The organism is Streptomyces sp. BV286 (assembly GCF_019090165.1).
Taxonomy (GTDB): domain Bacteria; phylum Actinomycetota; class Actinomycetes; order Streptomycetales; family Streptomycetaceae; genus Streptomyces.
This window is the reverse complement of sequence record NZ_JAHRIB010000191.1, coordinates 73,936-97,990: the sequence shown is the minus strand read 5'-3', so window position 1 is coordinate 97,990 and position 24,055 is coordinate 73,936. Positions and strand designations below refer to the sequence as shown.

Annotated in this window: 20 protein-coding genes; 13 read left to right on the top strand and 7 right to left on the bottom strand. The window is 71.8% G+C overall.

The features are described 5' to 3' along the window. Positions 1-71: 71 nt before the first annotated feature. From KUF83_RS36695 to KUF83_RS36685, 3 genes are read right to left on the bottom strand one after another with little or no spacing between them, the layout of a single operon-like run. A complete protein-coding gene (locus KUF83_RS36695) occupies positions 72-848 on the bottom strand; it encodes an ABC transporter ATP-binding protein (protein WP_217459384.1) in 777 nt (258 codons plus the stop codon). After that, positions 845-3,961, bottom strand: coding sequence for an ATP-binding cassette domain-containing protein (locus tag KUF83_RS36690; protein ID WP_254644890.1), 3,117 nt, complete (start codon positions 3,959-3,961; stop codon positions 845-847). Before KUF83_RS36690 ends, KUF83_RS36695 begins: the two co-directional genes overlap by 4 nt. After that, positions 3,961-4,458, bottom strand: coding sequence for a hypothetical protein (locus KUF83_RS36685; protein ID WP_217459383.1), 498 nt, complete (start codon positions 4,456-4,458; stop codon positions 3,961-3,963). Before KUF83_RS36685 ends, KUF83_RS36690 begins: the two co-directional genes overlap by 1 nt. 128 nt (positions 4,459-4,586) lie before the next feature. Here KUF83_RS36685 and KUF83_RS36680 point away from each other — a divergent pair, with 128 nt between their 5' ends. The 5 genes from KUF83_RS36680 (at position 4,587) to KUF83_RS36660 (ending at position 9,811) form a co-directional block, all read left to right on the top strand. After that, positions 4,587-5,126, top strand: a complete 540-nt coding sequence (locus KUF83_RS36680; RefSeq protein WP_217459382.1) for a hypothetical protein — start codon at positions 4,587-4,589, stop codon at positions 5,124-5,126. Then, positions 5,101-6,396 (top strand): ABC transporter substrate-binding protein, encoded by a 1,296-nt coding sequence (locus KUF83_RS36675; RefSeq protein WP_217459381.1) that lies wholly within the window; start codon positions 5,101-5,103, stop codon positions 6,394-6,396. Before KUF83_RS36680 ends, KUF83_RS36675 begins: the two co-directional genes overlap by 26 nt. 143 nt (positions 6,397-6,539) lie before the next feature. After that, positions 6,540-7,808 (top strand): glycosyltransferase family 4 protein, encoded by a 1,269-nt coding sequence (locus KUF83_RS36670; protein ID WP_217459380.1) that lies wholly within the window; start codon positions 6,540-6,542, stop codon positions 7,806-7,808. Continuing rightward, positions 7,805-8,644, top strand: coding sequence for a hypothetical protein (locus tag KUF83_RS36665; RefSeq protein WP_217459379.1), 840 nt, complete (start codon positions 7,805-7,807; stop codon positions 8,642-8,644). Before KUF83_RS36670 ends, KUF83_RS36665 begins: the two co-directional genes overlap by 4 nt. Before the next feature lie 156 nt (positions 8,645-8,800). Continuing rightward, positions 8,801-9,811: a YafY family protein gene (locus KUF83_RS36660; RefSeq protein WP_217459378.1), complete on the top strand. Its 1,011-nt coding sequence runs from the start codon at positions 8,801-8,803 to the stop codon at positions 9,809-9,811. Here KUF83_RS36660 and ctaD read toward each other — a convergent pair. Continuing rightward, positions 9,720-11,450, bottom strand: a complete 1,731-nt coding sequence (gene ctaD / locus KUF83_RS36655) for a cytochrome c oxidase subunit I (protein WP_217459377.1) — start codon at positions 11,448-11,450, stop codon at positions 9,720-9,722. The two genes, KUF83_RS36660 and ctaD, sit on opposite strands and share 92 nt — an antisense overlap. Before the next feature lie 413 nt (positions 11,451-11,863). Between ctaD and KUF83_RS36650 the strand changes: the two genes are divergently transcribed. Beyond that, positions 11,864-12,079, top strand: coding sequence for an I78 family peptidase inhibitor (locus tag KUF83_RS36650; RefSeq protein WP_217459376.1), 216 nt, complete (start codon positions 11,864-11,866; stop codon positions 12,077-12,079). 168 nt (positions 12,080-12,247) lie between these two features. On the opposite strand, the gene KUF83_RS36645 is transcribed toward KUF83_RS36650, so the two are convergent. Together KUF83_RS36645 and KUF83_RS36640 are read right to left on the bottom strand one after the other, a co-directional pair. Beyond that, positions 12,248-13,273, bottom strand: coding sequence for a phosphatase PAP2 family protein (locus KUF83_RS36645; RefSeq protein WP_217459375.1), 1,026 nt, complete (start codon positions 13,271-13,273; stop codon positions 12,248-12,250). A 237-nt stretch (positions 13,274-13,510) separates the two neighbouring features. Then, positions 13,511-14,680, bottom strand: a complete 1,170-nt coding sequence (locus KUF83_RS36640) for a glycosyltransferase family 39 protein (RefSeq protein WP_217459374.1) — start codon at positions 14,678-14,680, stop codon at positions 13,511-13,513. 257 nt (positions 14,681-14,937) lie between these two features. On the opposite strand from KUF83_RS36640, the gene KUF83_RS36635 reads away from it, so the two are divergent. Continuing rightward, positions 14,938-16,542: an MFS transporter gene (locus KUF83_RS36635; RefSeq protein WP_217459373.1), complete on the top strand. Its 1,605-nt coding sequence runs from the start codon at positions 14,938-14,940 to the stop codon at positions 16,540-16,542. Between the two features lie 130 nt (positions 16,543-16,672). Then, positions 16,673-17,863, top strand: coding sequence for an acyl-CoA dehydrogenase family protein (locus tag KUF83_RS36630; RefSeq protein WP_217459372.1), 1,191 nt, complete (start codon positions 16,673-16,675; stop codon positions 17,861-17,863). Positions 17,864-17,912: 49 nt separating this feature from the next. On the opposite strand, the gene KUF83_RS36625 is transcribed toward KUF83_RS36630, so the two are convergent. Continuing rightward, complete coding sequence (locus tag KUF83_RS36625) at positions 17,913-18,356, bottom strand: cell division protein SepF (RefSeq protein ID WP_217459371.1); 444 nt, start codon at positions 18,354-18,356, stop codon at positions 17,913-17,915. A gap of 289 nt (positions 18,357-18,645) precedes the next feature. On the opposite strand from KUF83_RS36625, the gene KUF83_RS36620 reads away from it, so the two are divergent. The 5 genes from KUF83_RS36620 (at position 18,646) to KUF83_RS36605 (ending at position 24,036) form a co-directional block, all read left to right on the top strand. Continuing rightward, on the top strand, positions 18,646-19,803 hold the full coding sequence (locus KUF83_RS36620; RefSeq protein WP_217459370.1) for a DUF5685 family protein: 1,158 nt from the start codon (positions 18,646-18,648) through the stop codon (positions 19,801-19,803). Positions 19,804-20,352: 549 nt separating this feature from the next. Further along, positions 20,353-20,484: a hypothetical protein gene (locus tag KUF83_RS42710; RefSeq protein ID WP_302828594.1), complete on the top strand. Its 132-nt coding sequence runs from the start codon at positions 20,353-20,355 to the stop codon at positions 20,482-20,484. After that, a complete protein-coding gene (locus KUF83_RS36615; RefSeq protein WP_217459369.1) occupies positions 20,481-22,271 on the top strand; it encodes an FAD/NAD(P)-binding domain-containing protein in 1,791 nt (596 codons plus the stop codon). Before KUF83_RS42710 ends, KUF83_RS36615 begins: the two co-directional genes overlap by 4 nt. Before the next feature lie 86 nt (positions 22,272-22,357). Further along, complete coding sequence (locus KUF83_RS36610; RefSeq protein WP_217459368.1) at positions 22,358-23,239, top strand: amino acid ABC transporter permease; 882 nt, start codon at positions 22,358-22,360, stop codon at positions 23,237-23,239. Next, positions 23,236-24,036 (top strand): amino acid ABC transporter ATP-binding protein, encoded by an 801-nt coding sequence (locus tag KUF83_RS36605; RefSeq protein ID WP_302828593.1) that lies wholly within the window; start codon positions 23,236-23,238, stop codon positions 24,034-24,036. Before KUF83_RS36610 ends, KUF83_RS36605 begins: the two co-directional genes overlap by 4 nt. Positions 24,037-24,055 lie beyond the last annotated feature (19 nt).

Here is a 24,055-nt window from a genome sequence, read left to right as displayed (position 1 = left end):
CCCGGCCACACCGGGCCAGAGCACCCCGGCCGGACCGGCCCCCACGACCCCGTCGGCCCCACCGGCCCCTTCTACCCCGCCGATCCTGTCGGACCCGCCGATCCCGCCGGACCCGTCGGTCCCCTCGGTGCCGACAGATCCTTCGGCTCCGGCGGTCTCGTCGGCTCTGCCGGTTCTGATGGGTCCGCCGCTGCCGAGGCCGCCGTCTCGGCAGCCTCGCCGCTGAACGCGACGGTCCCGCGCCGGAGTTCGTACACGATCGTCGTCCCGGAGCGCAGGCCCGGCGGCAGCCGCTGTTCGGCGACGACCACACAGGCGTCGAGGCCGCTCAGCAACGCGTACGTGCGGGCCGCCACCGCCGGGGACATGCCCTGCGCGGGCTCGTCGACGAGGACCACGCGCGCGCGTGCGAGGAGGGCGCGGGAGAGGGCCAGCATGCGCTGCTCGCCGCCGGAGAGGGTTCCCGCTCTTCTGGTCAGGAGGGGGCCCAACTGCGGGTAGGCGTCGAGGGCCGATGTGAAGGGCCTGCCGGGGGCGGCGAGTTCCAGGTTCTCGCGGACGGTGAGCGAGCCGAAGACCGCGCGGCGGTCCGGGACGAGGCACAGACCCCGGCGGGCCCGATCGTGCGCGGGTGTCCCCGTGACGTCGGCGCCGTCCCAGACCACGGCCCCGCGGGACAGCTGCACGGTGCCGGCCAGGGCGCGCAGCACGGTCGTACGGCCCGAGCCGTTGCGGCCCAGCAGGACGGTGACGCCCGGCGCGGGCGCGTGGAGGGAGACGCCGTGCAGGGCCTCCAGCGGGCCGTAGCGCACGCGCGCGTGGCGCAGCGAGATACCGGGCGCGCTCATCCGCCGGCCACCGGGCCGAGTCCTTCCTGACCCTGGTCCGCATTCCCGTAATCGGTGCGCCCCTGGTCCGTGCGGGGTCCGCGGTGCCCGTCGAACGCGTCGAGGCGTTCGAGGACGTGGCCGGGCGGGCCGGAGGCGACGACGCGGCCCGCGGTCATGACGTGCACGGTGTCGGCGAGGCCGGCCACCAGGTCGAGATCGTGCTCGACGACGAGCAGGGCCGTGCCGTCGGCGGCGAGTGCCCGCAGCACGCGGGCCAGTGCCGTCACCTCGCCCGTGTCGAGCCCGGCCGCGGGTTCGTCCAGCAGCAGTACCCGCGGGCTTCCGGCGAGGGCCCGGGCCAGTTCGACGCGCCGCAGGGTCCCGGTGGGCAGGTCCGCCGCGGGCAGCGCCCGTACGGGACCGTGGAGCCCGAGCAGACGCAGTGCCCGCTCGGCCGCGTCGGCGTCGATGACGCGCCCCTGCTCGGCGCCCACGCGTACGTTCTCCGCCACGGTCAGCGTCGGGAAGACGGCCAGTTGCTGGAACGTGCGGGCGATGCCGAGCCGTGTCCGGGCGTGGGCGGGCAGCCGGGTGATGTCCCGTTCCCCCAGGGCGACCCTCCCCGACGCCGGTCGCACGGTTCCGGCGAGACAGTGGAACAGGGTGCTCTTCCCGGCTCCGTTGGGCCCGACGACCGCGGTGATCCGGCCCGGCGGCAGATCGAGATCGACGCCGTCCAGGGCGGTGCAGCCGTCGTAGGCGACGCGCAGGGCGCGGGCACGGAGGGCGGGGCGAGATGCCGCGCCGGCCACGGAGCGAGGGGCTCGTCCGGCGGTGGCGTCCCGTCGCACCGATCCGGTCGGCCGGGCGCCCGCGTGCGCGGAGAGCTCCGTACCGGGGCCACCGGCGCCCGCACCGGGCCGGGCACCGGCGCCACCCGCTCCGGTACCGCTGTCGCCACGGTCGTCCGTCCGCGGGCCCGCGCGGAGGCCGTCGCCTTCACCGCCGTCGGCGGGGCCGGGTGTCGTGGGCGTGCTGGCCTCCCCGTCCTCGTGTGCGCCGGGCGGCGGGAGGGGTGGGCCGAAGGCCGTGCCCAGGGTCGTGTCGGTGCGTCCCTCCGGGCCCGGCGTCCACGGGGAACCGGCCCCGTCGTCGGCGGACGGCGGCACCGCGCGTCTCACCAGCGGACGCCCGCCGGTGAGACGGCTCATCGTGTCCGGCCCGGTGGACGTGAGCGCCACCGGGACCGTCGCCCGTGGCCTGCCGGAGCCCTGGGCCGGCGCCCGCAGCTTCCGCCTCACCCCGGCTCCCAGCGGGGTCGGCGTCACCTCCCGGCGCAGCCGCAGGCGCTCGGCCGCCTGCCGCAGTGCCTCGTACGGGCCGCCGGGAAAGCGGCCCACGAGGACCGCCAGGAGGCCGATGGAGGCCGCCGCCACCCCGCCCCGGGTACCGGCGTCCAGACCGACGAGGAGAGCCGCCGCGAGCAGCGCGCCGAGGACGCTGTCGGCGCCGAGCACCACGATCGCGGCGAACCACAACAGACCGCGCACCGGGTCGTACGCAGCCGGGTCGAAGGCCCGCACGCCCATGCCGAGCATGCCGCCGCCCAGCGCGGCCAGCGCGGCGCCCGCCACGAAGGCCGTCAGCTTGAGCGCCGGGACGCGGACGCCCGCCGCCGACGCACCCGCCTCGTGGTCCCGCATCGCGGCCAGGGCCCGGCCCGTACGTCCCCGGCGCAGCGCGTGGGCGGCCAGCAACGCGCCCGCGAGCAGGACCAGTTCGAGCACGTAGTACGCGCGGTCGCCCTCGAAGCCCGCCGGGCGGCCCAGGGACAGGCCCGACGTCGCGTACGGCTGGGCGAAGACGAAGCGGCTGACTCCGACGCCCACCGCGAAGGTCGCCAGTGCGAGAGCCAGGCCGTGGCGGCCGATGGCGGGCCAGCCGGTCAGCAGGCCCAGGGGCGCCACCAGCAGGACGGCGACCGCGAGCGCGGCCAGTTCCGGGAGCCGCGGCAGGCCCGGGAAACGGCCCGCCGCCAGCAGCGCCGTGAAGAGAGCGCCCAGACCCGCGTACGCCGCCTGGCCCAGCGAGATCTGGCCGCCGCGGCCCGTCACGACGACCAGGGAGAGGAGGACCACTCCCAGGGCCGGGACCTGCACGGACGTGTGCAGGTCGGAACCCGCGAAGCCCAGGGGGAGCAGGAACAGGACCACGGCCACGATCCACGCCCCGGGCGGGGTCGGTACGCGGGCCGTCGCCGTGCGGGGCAGGGCGTCCCGGGTGCCGATGCCCGGCAGCACCAGGGCCGCGACCAGCAGGGCGACGACGAAGAGGTTCGCGCCCACCGCCTGGAGGAGCGGTTCGCGCCAGCCCGTCGGGTGCAGCCGGGTCAGCTGGCTCTGGGCGACCCCGATGCCCAGGGCCACGACCACGGCCACCGGCAGACTGCGCATCCGGGCGGCCACCGCGACCGCCACCACCTCCATCACCAGCAACGGCATGCCGTACGGGTCCAGACGCACGTAAGGAGCCAGCAGCACCCCGGTCAGACCCGCGGTGAACGAGCCGAACGCCCAGCCCGCCGCGGCCACCCGGTCGGCGTCGATCCCGCCCAGGACGGCGAGCGAGCGGTCGTCGACCACGGCCCGCAGCTCCCGGCCGAAACGCGTCCAGCGGATCACCGCGCCCACCGCGGCGGCCAGCACGAGCGTCACCGTCAACTGGCCCCAGGGATCGGCGGAGACGAGGACCGGCGCGTCCGGGCGGGCGCCGGGGCCCCAGACCAGCGCCGCCCCGCCGACGAGCAGGACGAACACGCCGATGGACGCGACGAGCGTCTGTGCGGGGTTGCCTCCGAGGACGGACAGGGGACGGAAGACGAACCGTTCCAGCGCGAGGCCGATGCCCGGGGCGACCACGAGCAGCGTGAGCGCGGCGGCGAGCGGGAGCGGCCAGCCCCACCCGACCGTGAGCTGCCACAGCAGGTAGGCGCACACCATGGCGACGGCGCCGTGCGCGAAGTTGAGCACACCGGTCGCCCGGTGGGTCACGACCAGGCCGATCCCGGTGAGCGCGGCCGCGCTGCCGACGGAGAGCCCGGCGAGCGTGAGGTCGTACGTCAGCGAGGCCATCAGCCGTCCGCCTCGGACGACCGGTCGTCCGAGGCGGTGGGTTCGCAGATCGGGCAGGGGGCCAGTCCCCCGCCCGCGAGGACCATGGAGTCGACCGGCAGGGCCTCCGGCTTTCCGGCGACGAGCGGGCAGTCCGCGCGGTGCCACAGCGTGCCGCCCGGCACCATCAGCAGGTCTCCGCTGACGGCCACGGGCGCGGCGGCCGCCTGCCCGGAGCCGTCAGCGCCGGCCGGCCCGGCCGCCACCAGGAGCCCGTACAACTCCTCGACGCGGGCCGCCGCGAGGGCGTTCCTGCCGTGGGTGAGGAGGACCGCACCGGCGACGATCAGGGCCGCTCCCGGGACCGTGCAGGACGCCAGAAAGGGAAGCTGCCGTTCCGCGTAGCGCTCGCCGGAGATCCCGTACCAGCCGAGGACGCACAACACCGCTCCCGCGGCGAGCGCGGCCCACCCGGCCCACAGGACGGGGTGCACGGTCCGCAGTCGAGCTGTCCGCATGGGGGCTCCCATGTCATGTGTCTGACTGTCTTCCAAGTCCGCCGATGGACTTGCACTATGCCTTCTGCAAGCTGACCCTGAAAGCTCCGGGCGCACTTGGCCCGGACCGACACCCGGTGGTGAGCCAGATGGTTCTCGGGAGTGACCTCAGGCGGGGGACAGGCCGGGGGCTGGCGGTGGCGGTACTCGTCGTCGCCGGTGCCCTCACGGCCTGCGGCGACGACAGCGGCGGTGACGAGACGACCCCGCCCTCGCCCTCCGTGAAGCTGCCCAGGACGACCGAACCGACTCCGAGCGCGACCGCCCCGGACGACCCGGCGGAGGCCGAGAGGCAGATCAAGGAGAACTGGAAGAAGTTCTTCGACCCCGACGTCCCCACGAAGGACAAACAGGCCGTCCTGGAGAACGGCGACAAGATGGACCAGGTCCTCAAGAGCTTCAGCGGCGACGAGCGTGGCGGGCAGGTGGAGGCGACGGTCACCGAGGTCGAGTTCACCTCGCCGGCCGAGGCGAACGTGACGTACACGCTGACCCTGAAGGGCGCCACGGTCATGCCGGACGCCGCCGGGACCGCGGTCGAGCAGGACGACACGTGGAAGGTGTCCGTCAAGACGCTCTGCGGACTGGTGGGGCTGAGCGGCAATGAGTCGCCGGGCCCGGGTTGCTGAATCCGCTGCCGTGGGCCTGCTGCTCCTTCTGGGCACGGCCTGCGGCAGCCGCCTCCCGGAGAGCGACTTCGGGGACCGGTCCGACCGGACGCCCGCCCGCACCACCGCGGAGCCGATCCGCGTGGGCGTCATCACGAGCGCCACCAGCCCGGTCGGCGGCAACGCCTTCACCGGACCGCGCGACGGCGCGAAGGCCTACTTCGACGCCCTGAACGCGCGCGGCGGCATCGACGGACGCCGGGTCGAGGTCCGTACGTGCGACGACGGCGGCAGCGGTGTCGGCAACAACGAGTGCGTGCACCGGCTCGTCGACGAGGACAAAGTGGTGGCCCTCGTCGCCACGACCGCCCTCGACTACGCGGGAGCCGCCCGCGTGTCCCGCGCGCGCGTGCCCGACATCGGGGGCCAGCCCATCGGCGCGGCCTACGACACCTATCCGCACCTCTACGGGATCTACGGCAGCCTCGCCCCGCGCGACGGGCGGCCCGGCTGGGACGGCAAGCTGTACGGCGGTACGGAGATCTACCGCTACTTCAAGCGGGAGCAGGATGCCCGCACGGCGGCCGTCGTCTCGTACAACCAGTCCGCGTCGGCCGCCTACGCCCGGCTCGTCACCCGGGGCCTGAAGGCCGAGGGCTACAAGGTCGTCACCGAACAGGTCGACTTCGCGCTGCCCAACTTCCGCGCCGTGGCGGCCGACCTGAAGGAGCAGGGCGTCGACCTGGTCTTCGACGCCATCGACACCTACGGCAACGCCCAGTTGTGCAAGGCCATGGACGACGTCGGCGCCGAGGTCACCGCCAAGGTCACCAACGTGCAGAACTGGACGTCCACCGTCCGCGAGGACTACAAGGACGCGCCCCGCTGCCGCAACGCCCTGTGGGCGACGGGCGCGAGCCGCAACTACGACGACGCGGAACCGGGTCACGACGCCGTACGGGCGTTCCGGGACGGCACCCGGGCGCTGAAGACCCGCTCCCAGTGGCAGGTGGAGGGCTGGGCCGCCGCGATGTGGTTCACCGACGCGGCCAGGTCCTGCGTGCGGACGGGCGTCACGCGCGCGTGCGTCGACCGTTTCATGGACGGGGGAAAGCCGTACACCGCCGACGGGCTGCTGCTGCCGGTGCGGTTCGAGCGTCTGTCCGAGCCGCCGAGGACACGCACGACGTGCCTCTCCGTGGCGCGCTGGGAGGACGACCGGGGCTGGGTGAGTCAGGGGGACATGAACAGCGAGTGCCACGACGTGCCGCAGTTGTCCTACGAGCCCTGATGCGATCGGGCGCCGAAGGGTTCCCGTTCCCGGTTACCGATGGCGCAACTGTTCGGGAACAGACTGATAAGTGCGCCCAACCATCCCTACCGCTCCCCGGTCTAACCCTCAGGTAGCCGGATTAGACGGAGATACGGGGACGCATGCAGATCTCTTTCCTGATACACAACGCCTACGGAATCGGGGGGACGATCCGGACGACGTACAACCTTGCGAACACCCTCGCCGAGCAGCACGACGTCGAGATCGTCTCGGTGCTCCGGCACCGCAACGAACCGGTGTTCGCACGGGACCCGCGCGTGCGCGTGCGTCACCTCGTCGACCTGCGCAAGAACGGCCCGGGGTACGAGGGCGACGATCCTGAGTACCGGGCACCGGCCCGCGTCTTCCCGAGAGGAGAGATCCGCTACGACCAGTACAGCGTCCTGACCGACCGCCGTATCGCGGAGCACCTCTCGACGACCGAAGCCGATGTCGTGGTCGGCACCCGCCCCGGACTGAACGTGCATCTGGCCCGCGAGACCAGGCGCGGCCCGGTCCGTGTCGGCCAGGAACACCTCACCCTCGACAGCCACTCCGTCGGGCTGCGCACGGAACTGCGCGGCGCGTACCCCCGGCTGGACGCGGTCACCACGACCACGGAGGCGGACGCCGACGCCTACCGCACGAAGATGCGGCTGCCCGGCGTGCATGTCGCGGCCGTGCCCAACTCGGTGCCCGCGCCCGGTATAGAGCCCGCCGACGGCTCCGCCAAATGGGTCGTCGCGGCCGGCCGGCTCGCCCCGGTGAAGCGGTACGACCTGCTGATCAGGGCCTTCGACCTGGTACGGGCCCAGCGGCCCGACTGGCGCCTGCGGATCTACGGCAGCGGAAAGCAGAAGGACAAGCTGCGCCACCTCATCGACGAACTCGGCCTCTACAACCACGTCTTACTGATGGGACCGGCCAACCCCATCGAACCGGAGTGGGCCAAGGGCTCCATCGCCGCCGTCACCTCCAGCCTCGAATCCTTCGGCATGACCATCGTCGAGGCCATGCGCTGCGGCCTGCCCGTCGTCTCCACCGACTGCCCGCACGGGCCGGGGGAGATCATCGACAACGGCGTGGACGGACGCCTCGTGGAGGTCGGCAACGTCGAGGCCATCGCCGGGGGCCTGCTCGAACTGATCAACGACGACGAGCTGCGCCAGAAGATGGCGGGGGCGGCGCTCAGGGACTCCGAGCGCTTCGACCCGGCACGGATCGCCGAGCGCTACGAGTCGATCTTCTCCGGTCTCGTCTCGCGCGGGGGCACCTCGAAGATCGGCCGGATGCGCGGCTCGCTGCACCGCACACGAGGAGCGCTGCTCGGTGGCGCGTATGCCGTTCGGGATGCCGGACGGACCGTACTCGGGAAGGAGCGTTCCGCATGATGACGCTGGCTCCGCAGGCCGCGCACCAGCCCACCGACGAGGAAGCCGCCATGCCGCCGCGCGCCGACTGCATCGCCGACTCCGCGGGCGGGCTCACCTTCGACGTGACGGAGCGGGGCGGCGCCGGTGACACGCACCTCGTCCTGCTGCACCGCGACGGCCGGCAGGAGGTCCGGCTGCCGCTCGTCCCCGCCGCGGACGGCCGGCTGCGCGCCGCGCTGCCCAGCAGTGTGGAACTGCCCGAGGGCCGCTGGGACGCCTACGCGCAGAGCGCCGGCGGTGAGCCGGAGCGGCTGTCGCCCGGCCTCAACGACCTGCGCTCACTGGTCGACCGGGCGCCGAGCGGGGCCCGCGGCCATGTCGCCGTCCGCATCCCCTACGCGACCAAGCACGGCAACCTCTCCGTCCGCAGCTGGCTGCGCGCCCCGCACGCGGAGGCGGGCGAACTGCACATAGGCGAGCGGGAACTGGGCGTCCGGGGCCAGGTGTACGGGGTCACGCTCACCGCGGACGCGTACGCCGAACTGACCGGCCGCGAGGAGACGGGACCCGCGCGGAGGGTCGAGGTCCACCGGGACCAGGCGCGGTTCCGCTTCACCGTGGCCTACTCCGAACTGCCGGAGGGGGTCTGGAACCTGTGGCTCCGCCCGGCGGGGGAGAGCGGCCCGCGGATACGGATCGCCCGGCTGCTCGACGACATCGCCGACAAGAAGCCCATCTTCACGTACCCGAAGGTCACGCTGGAGACGGCGTACGGGCCGGTGGCCGCCGGCCCGTACTACACGAGCGACAACGACCTCTCCGTGGCCGTCACGACGGTGGCCGCGCGGCAGTGAGCGGAGGAACCCGCCGCGGCGGCCCGTGAGGGCCTCCCTGGCGTCGCCGGCCGGTCCGGCGGTGCCAGGGAGGCCCTCACGGGCCGCGGAGCGCGCTGCTGCCACGTCGGCTCTTGCGGACAGTGGTTGTCCGCAAGGCCTGGCAGACTCACATCCATGTTGGAGACCTCGGCACGACTCCTGCGGCTGCTCTCACTGCTCCAGGCACACCGCGAATGGTCGGGCCCCGACCTGGCCGACCGCCTCGGCGTCACCCCGCGCACGATCCGCCGTGACGTGGACCGGCTGCGCGAGCTCGGCTATCCGGTGAACGCCAGCCCCGGCACGGGCGGCGGTTACCAGCTGGGCGTGGGGGCCGAACTGCCCCCGCTGCTCCTCGACGACGACGAGGCGGTCGCCGTGGCCGTCGGCCTGCGCACCGCCGCGGGACAGGGCATCGAGGGCATCGGCGAGACCTCCGTACGCGCCCTCACCAAGCTCGAACAGGTGCTGCCGCACCGGCTGCGCCGCAGGGTCGGCGCCCTGAACGCCTTCACCGTGCCCATGCTGCGCGGCCCGCGGCCCTCCGCCGTCGACCCGGCCGTCCTCACCGAACTCGCGGCCGCCTGCCGCGACTCGGAACGGCTGCGCTTCGAGTACCGCAGCCACGAGGGCGCCCCGACCCGCCGCACGGTGGAGCCGCACCGGCTGGTGTGCACCGAGCGCCGCTGGTACCTGGTCGCCTGGGACGTCGACCGCGACGACTGGCGGACGTTCCGCGTGGACCGGATCACGCCCAGGCCGCCGCACGGGCCGCGCTTCACACCCCGCGAGGCACCGGCCGAGGACCTCGCCGCGTACGTCTCCAAAGGGGTCTCCACGCGCGCGTACACCTCCCACGCCGTCGTCCGGCTGCATGTGCCGCTGGAGGAGGCGATCGGGCAGGTCTCGCCCTCCGCCGGGACGCTGGAGCCCGAGGGGCCGGACAGCTGCGTCCTGCGCACCGGCGCCGCGAACCTCGACGTGATGGTCATCCACGTGATGCTGATGGGCCTGCCGTTCGAGGTGCTGGAGCCCGTCGAACTCATCGAGGCGATCAGTACTGCTCGGGACCGGTTGACGGACGCTCTTGACCGAAGCGGATCTGCGGGCTCTCCTCCTGGCCGGAGCGGGTCTGGGGCGGCGTGATCGCCGCGAATTGGGGATGGTGCAGGTCGAACGCCGGGGACTCGGAGCGGATCCGGGGCAGCGTGACGAAGTTGTGCCGCGGCGGCGGACAGGAGGTCGCCCACTCCAGCGAGCGGCCGAAGCCCCAGGGGTCGTCGCAGTCCACCGGCTCGCCGTATCTGGCCGTCTTCCAGACGTTGTAGAGGAAGGGCAGCGTCGACATGCCGAGCAGGAACGCGCCGATCGTCGAGACGGTGTTGAGCGCCGTGAACCCGTCGGCCGCCAGATAGTCCGCGTAGCGGCGCGGCATGCCCTCCGCGCCCAGCCAGTGCTGCACCAGGAACGTGGTGTGGAAGCCGACGAAGAGCGTCCAGAAGTGCAGCTTGCCGAGCCGTTCGTCGAGCATCTTGCCGGTGAACTTGGGCCACCAGAAGGAGAAGCCGCCGAAGGTCGCGAAGACGACGGTGCCGAACACCACGTAGTGGAAGTGCGCCACCACGAAGTACGTGTCCGTGACGTGGAAGTCCAGCGGCGGCGAGGCGAGGATGACCCCCGTCAGACCGCCGAACAGGAACGACACCAAAAAGCCCGTCGCCCAGAGCATAGGTGTCTCGAAGGACAGCGACCCCTTGAGCATGGTGCCGGTCCAGTTGAAGAACTTCACGCCCGTCGGCACCGCGATCAGGAACGACACGAACGAGAAGAACGGCAGCAGCACCGCTCCCGTCGCGAACATGTGATGGGCCCACACGACCACCGACAGGCCGGTGATGGCCATCGTGGCGCCGATCAGCGTCAGATAGCCGAAGATCGGCTTCCTGCTGAACACCGGGATGATCTCCGTGATGATGCCGAAGAACGGCAACGCGATGATGTAGACCTCGGGATGCCCGAAGAACCAGAAGAGGTGCTGCCACAGCAGCGCCCCGCCGCTGGCCGACGCGAAGACCTGGGAGCCGAACCGCCGGTCCGCCTCCAGCACCAGGAGCGCCGCGGCGAGCACCGGGAACGCCAGCAGGACCAGGATCGACGTGAACAGCGTGTTCCACGTGAAGATCGGCATCCGGAACATCGTCATGCCGGGCGCGCGCATCCCGATGATGGTCGTCAGGAAGTTCACCGCGCCGAGGATCGTGCCGAAGCCCGCCAGCGCGAGCCCCATGATCCACATGTCGGCGCCGATCCCGGGCGACCGTTCCAGGCTGTTGAGCGGCGCGTACGCGAACCAGCCGAAGTTCGCGGGTCCCTGGGGCACGAGCAGGGAACCCAGCACGATCAGCCCGCCGAAGAGGAACAGCCAGTACGACAGCATGTTCAGCCGTGGGAAGGCCACGTCGGGCGCGCCGATCTGCAGCGGCATGATCTCGTTGGCGAACCCGGCGAAGGTCGGTGTCGCGAAGAGCAGCAGCATGATCGTGCCGTGCATCGTGAACATCTGGTTGAACTGGTTGTTGTCGATGAGCTGTGTGCCGGGCCGGGCCAGCTCCGCCCGCATCAGCAGCGCCATCAGACCGCCGAACAGGAAGAACGCGAACGAGGTGATCAGATAGAGGTGGCCGATCTTCTTGTGGTCGGTCGTGGTCAGCCAGTCCACGATCAGTCGCCCCGGCCGCTTCACCGGTACGGGCCTCGCCGCTGCCTGCGCCGTGTCCGTCCCCATCGCTGCCCCCTCGCTCGTCGCGTTCCGGGCCTCCTGAAGCTCACGCCATGATGCTCGCGCGGCGGCGCGCTCCGACAGGGGGCGTACGCGGAGTCCTGTGCTTGAACCATGTATTTCCTGTGGCGGGCCGACTTCCCGAACACGCCGCGGAACCGGAAAGGAAAGGCATGGACGCGGGCTCGGGACCGCGCTTTCCCCCGGGCTATTCGGACGGCGGTCAAGATAGTCCCCGGCGCTCCAGAATTACGTTCGAAGGCGGGCGGAACACGCACGGAACCGCCCGTACGTGTGACGGAGTGGGGTCGAAACGGGTGTCGTTGTCCTGTGACAGAAGCGTGACCGGAGAGGTACCGGTGACTGATGGTGGCGGACCCGGGGTTCCCCGTCCGCGACGCGCCGCCTAACGTGGCGGCATGGCACCCATTCCCACTCCGCCCGCAGAGCCCTCGGACACCCCGGACGCGTATGTCGGACTGGAGGCGAGCGGCGCCGAGCGCCGGGCCCGTGAACAGGGCTGGTCCACCGTGCGGTCGTTGCCGCCGGGTGCGATCATCACGATGGAGTACCGCGTGGGGCGGCTGAACTTCGAGGTCACCGACGGCCGCGTGACACGCTGCTGGAAGGGCTGAGCGGCTCCTCGCGGGCCCTGCCCGGCCCCGTACCCGTCTCCCGTACGCGCAGTGGCGCTCGGCGCGCCGCACGGCGAAGGCCCCGGCTCATCAATGAGCCGGGGCCTTCGCCGTGCGGGGAGTGGTGCGTGCGTACCGGCCCCGCCGCTGTGGGTGCCTGCCGCGCGGTCAGCCGCCCGTCAGGGGGCGGGCCGAGGCGGTGCCACGTGTCACTCGGTCCGACTGGGGCGGCCGGCGGCTGCCGACCGGCGTCACCGGTGTGCGCTCCGAACGGGCCAGGTGCGGGCCCGGGGCCAGGTAACCCGGCTGCCGGACCGGCCGGGAGGCGGCGACCGGCTCGCGCACCACGGGCTCCTGCTCGCCGGCGGGCTTGCCGAGCGGGGTGAGCGCCGCCGGGGCCCCCACCGGAGAAGCCGGCGCCGGAGCGATACCGCGGCGACGGGCGCGCCAGGCGTCGCGCAGGTCGAAGATGCCGGTCTCGGCGCGGGCGATCAGCGGCTCGAACCAGGGCAGCGCGAGCAGGATCAGCAGCCCGGCGGCCCAGCCGAGCACCACGTCGCTCAGCCAGTGCGTACCGAGGTACACGGTCGTCAGGCCGACGCCGAGGGAGACCACGGCGGACAGGGCCGACAGCCAGCGGCGGGCGCGCGGCGTCGAGGCCAGATAGGCGAGGATGCCCCAGGTCACGACGGCGTTGGCGGTGTGGCCCGAAGGGAATATGTCGCCGCCCAGCCACATCTCGTTCGAGCCGACGCTGGTCGCGTAGTGCGGACCGAGGCGGCCCATGCTCAGCTTGGCGGCGCCCACCGTGAGGTTCAGCAGCAGCAGGGAGGCGCCCAGCGTGAGCAGCGGGCGCAGCGTGTGCTGCCGCCAGGAGCGCCAGCCCAGCCAGGCCGCGATCATCACGGCGGTGGGGCCGCGCTGGCCCAGCACCACGTAGTAGTCGAGGAACGCGTGGATCTCCGGCCACTGCTGGTACGGCCGGAAGAACATGACCTGCCAGTCGAGCCGGACCAGCCACGAGGTGATCACCACGGCCCACACGATGGCCGCGTAGAAGGCGAGCGTGGACGCGAAGAGGACCACTCGGTGCCGGCTCATCCTGGGCACGTCGATGTGGGCCGGTCGTTCCGGCTCACGGTCCAGCCGGGCGAAGACCCGGTCCAGACGAGTCAGCTTTCGTTCGGTACGCACTCAATCGACGTTACAGCGAGTGAGGTGTGTTCCAGGCCGAAGCACCCTCTTTGTGATGACGATGTGATGTGGGATTGCTCTCAGGAGGGGGTTTATCGCCGTGGATTATGTAATCCCCTGTCCACTCTTCCTTCAATTCGATTGATCATTCCGGTGCGGAGTTATATGGCGCTTTTGAATTCGTTCACCGAATGCTCGCGTGCCCTTCTCCGGGCGCTCACCGGCCACCGTGGGTGATCACGGCGGACCGGTGCCGTTCAGCCAGAAGGCGCCGTACGCCGCGGACGTCACCGCCACGCCTCCCAGCACCCACGCCGACCTGGACGTCCGCAGCCGGGCAAGGGCCGACGCGAGGGGCAGGAGCAGGGGGAAGGCGGGCAGCAGAAGGCGTGGTTTCGAGCCGAAATAGCTCGACGCGCACAGGGCGAGGGCGGTGACGGCCCCCGCGTACACCAGGAGCGGGAGCGGCTGCCGCTGCCGTACGCAGACCACGTACAGCCAGATCAGCAGGCCCACCCCGATGATCAGGCCGAGCCCGGCCGGAGCCGACGGCAGCGAGGTGAACTTGTCCGCGACGAAGCGGGCGAACGCGTAACCACCGTCGAAGCCGTTGCGCCAGCCCGCCTGGACGTCGAGATAGCCCAGCGGACCCCTGCCGGTGTGACGGCCGACCCACAGGACGTAGCCGGCCGCCCCGAGGGGCGCGATCACCATCGCCAGGGCGCGTCGCCACCTCGGGGCGCCGTCCGGCGCCCCGACGCCCCGCTCCCGTACGAACGAGGCGACCGCCGTCACCCACACGGCCGCGACGACCGCCGCGCCCACCGGGCGGGTCAGACCGGCCAGCGAGGCGAGCAGACCGGCGGTCAGCCAGCGTCCGGTCAGGACCGCGTACAGCGACCAGGCCGCAAGCGCCGTGAACAGTGACTCGCTGTACGCCATCGACTGCACGATCCCGACGGGCAGGACGGCCCACAGCAGCACGGTGACCGTCGCGGCCCGGCGCCCGTACACGTGGTCCGCGACCGCGAAGATCCCCCAGGCCGCCGCGAGCGAGGCGACCGCGCTGACCAGCAGGCCCGCGTCCGCGAACGACAGGGGGGACACCGCCGACACCGCCCGCTCCAGCCAGGGCAGCAGCGGGAAGAACGCCAGGTTCGAGTGCACGTCGCCGTTGGGCAGGCGCACCTCGTAGCCGTAACCGAGGTCGGCGATCCGCGTGTACCAGAGGGAGTCCCAGCGGGCCGAGAGCAGCTGGTGCGCGCTCTTGTCCCGGGCGGCGCTCCACACCGCGAGCGTCACCAGCCCGAGCGCCCGCACCGCCGCGTACCCGAGGAGGGCGGGCGCGGCGCGGCGCCAGGAGGGCGCCGGACGGGGCGGCACGACAGGCGTAGCAAGATCGGTCACGGGTCCGATTATCGAGGGCGCCCGGTCGCGGACGCCCCGGCGGGGCGGCCCGGCCTCGTGACGGCGTGGCGCACGCCACACGGCTGCGAGGCGAACGTGAGAGGTCCGCCACCCGGCCTCGGCGGGAACTCGCGTACCCTGGCGACTCACTCGCCTTTGTTGCGTGGGCCGGGACACCGCTCCTCCCGAGCCGCAGCCGCAGGGAGTCCCCACCCAGCGGATCGCCGAACGCGAGGGAACATCTGGGAGGTACGTACATGTCCGGGACGACCACGGCCGCTGAGCGTTGCCGTCGGGAGGCCGGGGCCGGTGCAAACCGCTGGGTCGTCCTTGTGGTGCTGTGCGTCAGCCTGCTCCTGGTCGCCGTCGACGCCACCGTGCTCCACGTCGCCGTACCCGCCGTCACCGAGGACCTCACACCCGGTGCGATAGAGCTGCTGTGGATCGTCGACATCTACCCGCTCGTCTGCGCCTCGCTGCTGATCCTCTTCGGCACGCTGGGCGACCGCGTCGGCCGCAGACGGGTCCTCCTCCTCGGATACGCGCTGTTCGGCGTCGCGTCCGCCGTCGCGGCCCTCGCCGACAGCGCGCAGGTGCTGATCGCGGCGCGCGCCCTGCTCGGCGTCGGCGGCGCGATGATCATGCCCGCGACGCTGTCGATCCTGCGGCAGGTCTTCCCCGACCGGCGGGAGCGGGCACTCGCCATCGGCGTCTGGAGCGCCGTCGCCGCGGTCGGCGCGGCCATCGGGCCGCTGCTCGGCGGATTCCTCCTGGAGCACTTCTGGTGGGGTTCGGTCTTCCTCATCAACATCCCGCTGATGCTGGTCAGTCTGCCCGTCGGGCGGCTGCTGCTGCCCGAGTCGACGGGTGAGCGCGACGGGCCGTGGGACGTCGTCGGCGCCCTGATGGCCGCGGCCGGTCTCTTCGGCGTGGTCCTCGGTGTGAAGCGGCTCGGCGGAGGCGAGGCGCCGCTGAGTGTCTTCACGGCCGTGCCGCTGGTCGTGGGCGCCGGACTCCTCGTCGCCTTCGTGCGGCGCCAGCGGCGGCGCCGGCACCCGCTGGTCGATCTGACGATGTTCGCGCGGCCCGCCTTCAGCACCTCCGTCGGCTGCATCGTGCTGGCCATGCTCGCGCTGGTCGGGCTCGAACTGATCGCCGCCCAGTATCTGCAGCTCGTCCTGAAGCTCTCCCCGCTGGAGACCGGACTGCGGCTGCTGCCGCTCACCATCGCCGCCATGGCCGCGGGGCTGGTCGGGGCGAAGATGCTGCAGCGCTTCGGGCCGCGGACCATGGTCTGCTCCGGCTTCTGTCTCACCGCCGCGGCGGTCGTCACCCTGACGGCGATGGGAACGCACGACAACGCCCCGCTGCTCCTGGCCGGATTCGTGATGCTCGGGTTCGGACTGGAGGTGACGCTCTTCGGCGCGTACGAGTCGATGCTGAGCGAGGCGCCGCAGGAACAGGCCGGCGGAGCGGCGGCGATCGGCGAGACGTCGTACCAGCTCGGGGCCGGCATCGGGATCGCGCTCCTCGGCAGCGTGATGAACGCGGCGTACGCGCCCGCGCTCTCGTCCGTCCCGGGGGTGCCCGCCGGGGAGTCCGCCGCGGCGGGGCATTCGCTGGGGGAGGCCTACGAGGTCGCCGCGCGGATCGGCGGGGCCCCGGGAGAGGCCTTGCGGCACGCCGCCCAGCACGCGTTCGTGCACGGACTGCACGTGACCTTGCTGGTGAGCGCGGGGCTGTTGCTGCTGGGAGCGGTGATGGCTCTGCGGCTGCCCCGGGCCATGGAGTGCGGGGCCGACGTCGACCTGCCGGCGCCCCGGGAGGCCGAGAAGTCGCTGCGGGTGGAGTCCGTCGGCTGACGCGTCCGCGGTGGCACCCTGGTTCGCGCGGACGCCGTCGGCAGGGCGACCCTGGACGTGCGTCACACCGCGTCGTAACGTCGGGCCAGCCCGTGGTTAACAGTGCTAGTTTTCCGTGCCGGAGGCACCCATGTCCGCATCCTCGAAACTGCCGCCCTTCGATCCCGCCGACCCCCTCGGCATCGACGACCTGCTGAGCGCGGAGGACCTCGCGGTCAGGGACACCGTGCGGGCCTGGGCGGCGGACCGGGTGCTTCCCCATGTCGCCGACTGGTACGAGCAGGGTGAGCTGCCGGGAATCCGGGAGCTGGCGCGGGAGTTGGGGGACATCGGCGCTCTCGGGATGTCACTCGAGGGCTACGGGTGCGCCGGGGCCTCCGCCGTGCAGTACGGCCTCGCCTGCCTGGAGCTGGAGGCCGCCGACTCCGGCATCCGCTCCCTCGTCTCCGTGCAGGGATCGCTCGCGATGTACGCGATCCACCGCTTCGGCAGCGAGGAGCAGAAGCAGACGTGGCTGCCGCGGATGGCCGCGGGCGAGGTCATCGGTTGCTTCGGACTCACCGAGCCCGACCACGGGTCCGACCCCGGGGCGATGCGTACGTACGCCAAGCGGGACGGCGGGGACTGGGTCCTCACCGGACGCAAGATGTGGATCACCAACGGGTCCGTGGCGGGCGTCGCCGTCGTGTGGGCGCAGACCGACGACGGCATCCGCGGATTCGTCGTGCCGACGGACAGCGCCGGTTTCTCCGCGCCGGAGATCAGGCACAAGTGGTCACTGCGCGCATCCGTCACCAGTGAGCTGGTGCTCGACGAGGTGCGGCTGACCGCCGACGCGGTGCTCCCCGGGGTCACCGGACTGAAGGGGCCGCTCAGCTGTCTGTCGCACGCTCGTTACGGAATCGTGTGGGGCGCGATGGGCGCCGCGCGGGCGAGCTTCGAGTCGGCGGTCGAGTACGCGAAGACCCGTGAGCAGTTCGGGCGGCCCATCGGCGGGTTCCAGCTCACCCAGGCCAAGCTCGCCGACATGGCGGTCGAGCTGCACAAGGGGATTCTGCTCGCCCACCATCTGGGCAGGCGCATGGACGCGGGACGGCTGCGCCCCGAACAGGTCAGTTTCGGCAAGCTCAACAACGTACGGGAAGCGATCGACATCTGCCGTACGGCACGGACGATCCTCGGGGCCAACGGGATCTCGCTCGAGTACCCCGTGATGCGGCACGCGACGAACCTCGAGTCGGTGCTGACCTACGAAGGCACCGTCGAGATGCACCAGTTGGTACTGGGCAAGGCGCTCACCGGTCTCGACGCGTTCCGGTAGGCGTTGTCCTACCGCGGCGCCCAGAGGCGGTCCCGGTGAGCGGCCCTGCTCAGCTCTGGTTGAAGAAACCGTCCGTGCGGCGGGCGGCGGGCTCCCCGCTGACGATCTCGGTGTCGGCGGGGGTCAGCAGGAAAACCCGGTTCGACACGCGCTCGATGGAGCCGCGCAGGCCGAAGATCAGGCCGGCCGCGAAGTCGACGACGCGCTTGGCGTCGGCCGCCTCCATGGCCGTGAGGTTCATGATGACGGGAACCCCGTCGCGGAAGAGCTCGCCGATGCCACGGGCGTCCCGGAAACTGTCCGGGGTGACCGTGCCGATCCGGCGGCCCTTCTCCTCGGCCGCTTCCGAAGCCACCTTGACCCGTGGGTCCGTGACCCAGACCTCCCGGCTCCCGGTCTCGGAACCTTCGGCGTAGTCGTCGTCGTAGTAACGCTCGTCATCGTTGTCGTCGACGAGGCCAAGCCAGGCACTTGCCTTGCGCACCGATCCCATGGACGCCTCCTCTCACAGCGGTCTTTCTTCTTTCCGCATCCCCATGGTCGTCCATGATGCGGATGTCGCGCCAAGGGGATAGACGCCGCGCGGGGGTTTCGTGACGGTACTGGTGCACAGCGAATTCGTCGAGAGGCCGCGTACCCCAAGGGTCGTGCGGTACACCGCTGCTGACTGAGAGTGAAATATGATTCTTCACGGCGTACGGGTGACGGCTGGAGCGTACGGGTGAACGAGACGCTCGGTACGATGCCGCAGCTCAACGTCGTACACACCACGGGGGATCGTCGTGTTCGGAATCGTCAGACCCTGCCGTCATCGGCTGGGAGAGAACCTGAAAAGCCAATGGATGGCGCATTTGTGCGGGCTTTGTCTCGCGCTGCGCGGGGATCACGGGCAGTTCGCGCGGGTCGTCACGAACTACGACGGCTTGCTGATATCGGTTCTGACAGAGGCTCAGGCCGATCGCGACACCGGCCGGCGACGGACGGCGGGGCCGTGTCCTTTGCGCGGAATGAAGAGCGCGTCGGTCGCTCAGGGTGAGGGGGCGCGGCTCGCCGCCGCCGTTTCACTGGTGCTCGCCTCGGCGAAGATGCGCGATCACATGGCGGACGGCGACGGGCTGTTGGCACGCCGGCCGGTGGCGCTCGCCGCACGCCGGGTCGCCGCGAGCTGGGGCCGGGCGGGCGCCCGGACCGGCTCCGACGTCGGATTCGACACCGCCGTACTGGTCGATGCGGTGGACCGGCAGGTGGGCGTCGAGGCGCTCGCCGGGCCCGGCACCTCGCTGCTGACCGTCACCGAACCGACCGAGACCGCGACCGCCGCGGCCTTCGCGCACACCGCGATCCTCGCCGGGCGGCCCGGCAACGCGCAGCCACTGGCCGAGGCGGGCCGGCTCTTCGGACGGCTCGCCCACCTGCTGGACGCCGTGGAGGACAGGGAGGCCGACGCCGCGGCGGGGGCCTGGAACCCGCTGACCGCCACGGGCGCGTCCCTGGCGGAGGCCCGTCGCCTCGCCGACGACGCGCTGCACGGGATACGGCTCGCCCTGCGTGACGTCGAGTTCACGGACGCGAAGCTGGCGCACGTACTGCTCGCGCACGAGCTGCGGAACTCCGTGGACCGGGCGTTCGGCACCGCCTCATGCTCGCACGGCAACCCGTACGCGCCGTCCGGGCCCGGTGGTCCGCCCGCGCCGCCCGAGCCGCCGCGCCGTGACCGGCGCGGGCTCCTCGCGGGGTGCCTCGTGTGGGCGGGCCTGGCCTGTACGTGCCAGATGTGCTGCGGCGAATACCACGACCCGTGGTCGGGGGAGCTGAAGCCGGGCATCTGTCAGCGCTGTGACGACTGCAGCGACTGCTGTGAGTGCTGCGACTGTTGCGGCAAGTGCGGGGACTGCTGCGGGAACTGTTGTGACGGATGCGGGTGTGATTGCAGCTGTTGACGGCGTCCGCGGCGCCCGCCGCCCCTGCCGGAGCCGTTGCCCGCGGGTCCGGCAGGGGCTGGTGGCGCAGTTCCCCGCGTCCATGAAAGGCGGCGATGGGTCGAACGCGGGGCGCGCGCGAAAGAGGACATGCGAAGGAAGAGATGCGAAGCGTGCAGGCGCGAGGGGAGGGGGCGCGTGTGAAGGCGTGGAGACAGACAGGAGAGAACGCGGAGGGGCGCCCGCCCTCGAAGGGCCGGGCGCGCAGGGGGTCAGCTCAACAGGACGAGGACCACACTCGACCGAAGTCGATGTGGGAGCGGGTGACCAGCCACTGCTGCGAATGCATGTGCGTAAGTGGAACAGGCATCCGGTTGGACGTCAACTGACCTGAGACGTACTGCTCACAGTGTGGACAGCCTTGACAGGCCCGGGAAACGCCCCCGTACTCTCAACGGACGGTCCTGCTGAGGGGCTCGGCCGTGCACGCCGTACGACGCCCCGGGCGTCCGGTGTGACCTGTGTGAAGGCATCACCCGTGTTCGACTCGACGCATCACGGAGCCTTCGCATGCCCTCGCACACCCTGATCGAGGTGGCCGCGCCGAAAGACGCGGTGCCTCCGCGCATCGTCCCGCGGCCCCGGCACGGCCGACACCACCCCGAGCGGCGCTCCGTGCGCGGTTCGGAGCACACCCGATGAGCGGCTCCGAGCCCCTGTCACTGGTGATCGTGGGAGCCGGACCGCGAGGGACCGGACTCCTGGAGCGGATCGCCGCCAACGCAACCGAGCTGTACGCCGGTTCGGGCCTCGACGTGCACCTCGTCGACCCGTACCTGCCGGGCGGCGGACGCATCTGGCGCGAGGAGCAGCCGCCGCTGCTGTGGATGAACTCGCAGGCCCAGGACGTCACCATGTTCACCGACGAGACCGTGGACATGGCCGGACCCGTACGGGAGGGCCCCACCCTGCACGAGTGGGCCCGGCTCGACGGACGCGTCTTCGCGGACCGGCGACGGCAGGGCGCCTACCTGCGCTGGGTGTACGAGCAGACCGTCGCCGCGCTCCCGCCGGGCATCCGTGTCCACCACCACCCCCGCCGCGCGGTCAGGGTCGCAGGCCCACGCGAGGGGCGTCAGCAGGTGTGGCTGGCGGGCCGGCCGCGTCCGCTCCTCGCCGACCTCGTCTTCCTCACCCTCGGCCATCTGGAAGCCGAACCCGACGAGGAACAGCGCCGGTTGGCGGCCTACGCCCGCGACCACGGCCTCGTCCACCTGCCACCGGACTTCACCGCCGACAGCGATCTGTCCGCCCTCGCCCCCGGCGAACCGGTGCTCGTACGCGGTTTCGGGCTCGCCTTCGTCGACCTGATGGTCCTCCTCACGGAAGGACGCGGCGGACGCTACGAGACCGACGCCGAAGGGCAGTTGACGTACCGGGCTTCCGGACGCGAGCCCGTGCTGCACGTCGGGTCCCGCCGCGGAGTCCCGTACCACTCGAAGATCGGCTACGACTGGACCGGTGAACGGCCGCCGCTGCCACGGTTCTTCGGACCCGAGGTGGTGGACGGACTGCTGGCGCGCCCGGCGGGCTTCGACTTCCTGCGGGACGTGCTGCCGCTCGTCGAGAAGGAGCTGGGCTTCGCCCACTACCACCGGCTGTTCGCGGCTCACCCCGACCGTACGGCCATGACCTGGACGGACTTCGAGGGGAGATACGAGAAGTACCCCGCCGCCGACAGCGCCGGCATCCGGGCCCTGGTCGCCTCCGCCGTGCCCGATCCCGCCGACCGGCTGGACCTGGCGGCGCTCGACCGGCCACTGGCCGAGGCGCGGCACACCTCGTACGACGCCCTCCAGGGCAGCCTGCGAGCGTACGTCGAGGCGGATCTGACCAGACGTCACGACCCGGTGCACAGCCCGGACCTGGCCGTCTTCCTCGGACTCCTCTCCGTCTACGGGCAGTTGGTGCGGCTCGGTGACATCGGGCCCTGGTGGCACGGCTTCTTCAGCCACCTCGCGTCGGGGCCGCCCGGACCGCGGCTGCGGCAGATGCTCGCCCTGTCACGGGCCGGAGTGCTGCGGTTCCTGGGCGCGGGCATGACCGTGTCCGCCTCGGACGGGGTCTTCCGGGCCGGGAGTGCCAGCGTGCCGGGGGAGTACGTCGAGGCCCGCGCGCTCGTCGAGGCACGGCTGCCGCACCCCACCGTCGAGCGGACACGGGACGCCCTGCTGCGCGAGCTGTACGCCGAGGGGGCCGCCGCGACGCCCGAGGGGCTGCTGGCCGTGGACCCCGCCGACGCGCGCGTCCTCGACCGGTCCGGCACCCCGCACCCGCGGCGCTTCGCGCTCGGCCCGCACAGCGACGCCCGCGGCTTCGGCGCGTTCACCCGGCCGCGCACCGGAGGGCTCGCCTTCCGGCAGAACGACGCCACCGCGCGGGCCGCACTCGCCTTCCTGCGCGACCTCTCCTGTCGCGCCGCCGCGTAGCCCCACGCCGCACCCCGGGCCACGCACAGCGTGCCGGCCCTTTCTCTTCCCCCTTCCTTCTCTCCTTCTCCCGCCCGGAGGCCCTCATGTCGTTGACCAGTGATCCACCCCTCGCCAGAGCGTCCGCCCCGCCCGAGGAGCACGGCGCGCTCAAGGTGGTGCCCGTCCGGCACCCCTGGCGCTGGGCCGCCGTGGTCGTGACCGCGGTGCTGCTCGCCCAGTTCGCCCACGGGCTCGCCACCAACCCCGGCTGGGAGTGGGAGGTGTTCGCCGAGTTCTTCACCGCCGAAGTGGTCCTCAAGGCGGTCTGGGTCACCCTGCAACTCACCCTCTACGGAACGGCGTTGGGCTTCGCGCTCGGCATCGTCCTCGCCTTCATGCGACTGTCCGACAGCCCGTTCCTCCGGGCCGTCTCCTTCGCGTACATCTGGGCCTTCCGGTCCATCCCGCTGATCGTGCAGCTGCTCTTCTGGTTCAACCTCGCCTACCTCTACAAGGAGCTGCAGTTCGGCATCCCCTTCGGGCCCGGCTTCTTCTCCTTCGACACGATGGGGCTGGTCGGCGCGATGAGCGCGGCCGTCCTCGGACTCGCCCTCCACCAGGCCGCGTACGCCGCCGAGATCGTCCGCGGTGGCGTACTGGCCGTCGACAGCGGGCAGTTGGAGGCGGCCGCCGCGCTCGGCATTCCCCGGCTGCGGCAGATCCGGCGGATCGTGCTGCCACAGGCGATGCGCTCCATCCTGCCGAACGCCGCCAACGAGGTGATCTCCCTCTTCAAGGGCACCTCGATCGTCTCCGTCATGGCGATCGGCGAACTCTTCTACCAGGTCCAGGTCATCTACGGACGCAACGGACGGGTCGTACCGCTGCTCATGGTCGCGACGGCCTGGTACATCCTCCTGACCACCGCGCTCTCCGTCCTCCAGCACTACGTGGAACGGCACTTCGCGAAGGGAAGCACCCGATGAGCGCGCCCGGCACCTCCGCAACGGCGGACGGGACCGCCGCCCCCATGGTCGACGTCAGGTCCGTCCACAAGAGCTTCGGTCCGCTGGAGGTCCTCAAGGGCGTCGACCTCGCGGTACGGGCCGGTGAGGTCGCCGTCGTCCTCGGCCCCTCCGGCTCCGGCAAATCCACACTGCTGCGCACCATCAACCACCTGGAGAAGGCCGACCGGGGCTGGATCAGCGTGGACGGAGCGCTGGTCGGCTACCGGCGATCCGGCGACAAGCTGTACGAGCTGCGCGAGCGCGAGATCCTCAAGCAGCGCACCCGCATCGGGTTCGTCTTCCAGAACTTCAACCTGTTCCCGCACCTCACGGTGCTGGAGAACATCGTCGAGGCCCCGGTCTCCGCGCTGAAGCGGTCCCGCAAGGACGTCACCGGCGCGGCGCGCGGACTGCTCGAACGGGTCGGGCTGTCCGACAAGGCCGACGCCTATCCGAAGCAACTGTCCGGCGGGCAGCAGCAGCGCGTGGCCATCGCCCGGGCGCTCGCCCTCGAGCCCAGGCTGCTCCTCTTCGACGAGCCGACCTCCGCGCTCGACCCGGAGCTGGTCGGCGAAGTCCTCGACGTCATCAAGGACCTGGCCCATCAGGGCACCACCATGATCGTCGTCACCCACGAGATCGGCTTCGCCCGCGAGGTCGCCGACACCGTCGTCTTCATGGACGACGGCCGCATCGTCGAGCAGGGCACCCCCGGCGACGTACTCGACGCGCCGAGACACGAGCGCACCCGCGCCTTTCTCTCCAAGGTCCTCTGAGCCGCCGAACCCCTCGCTC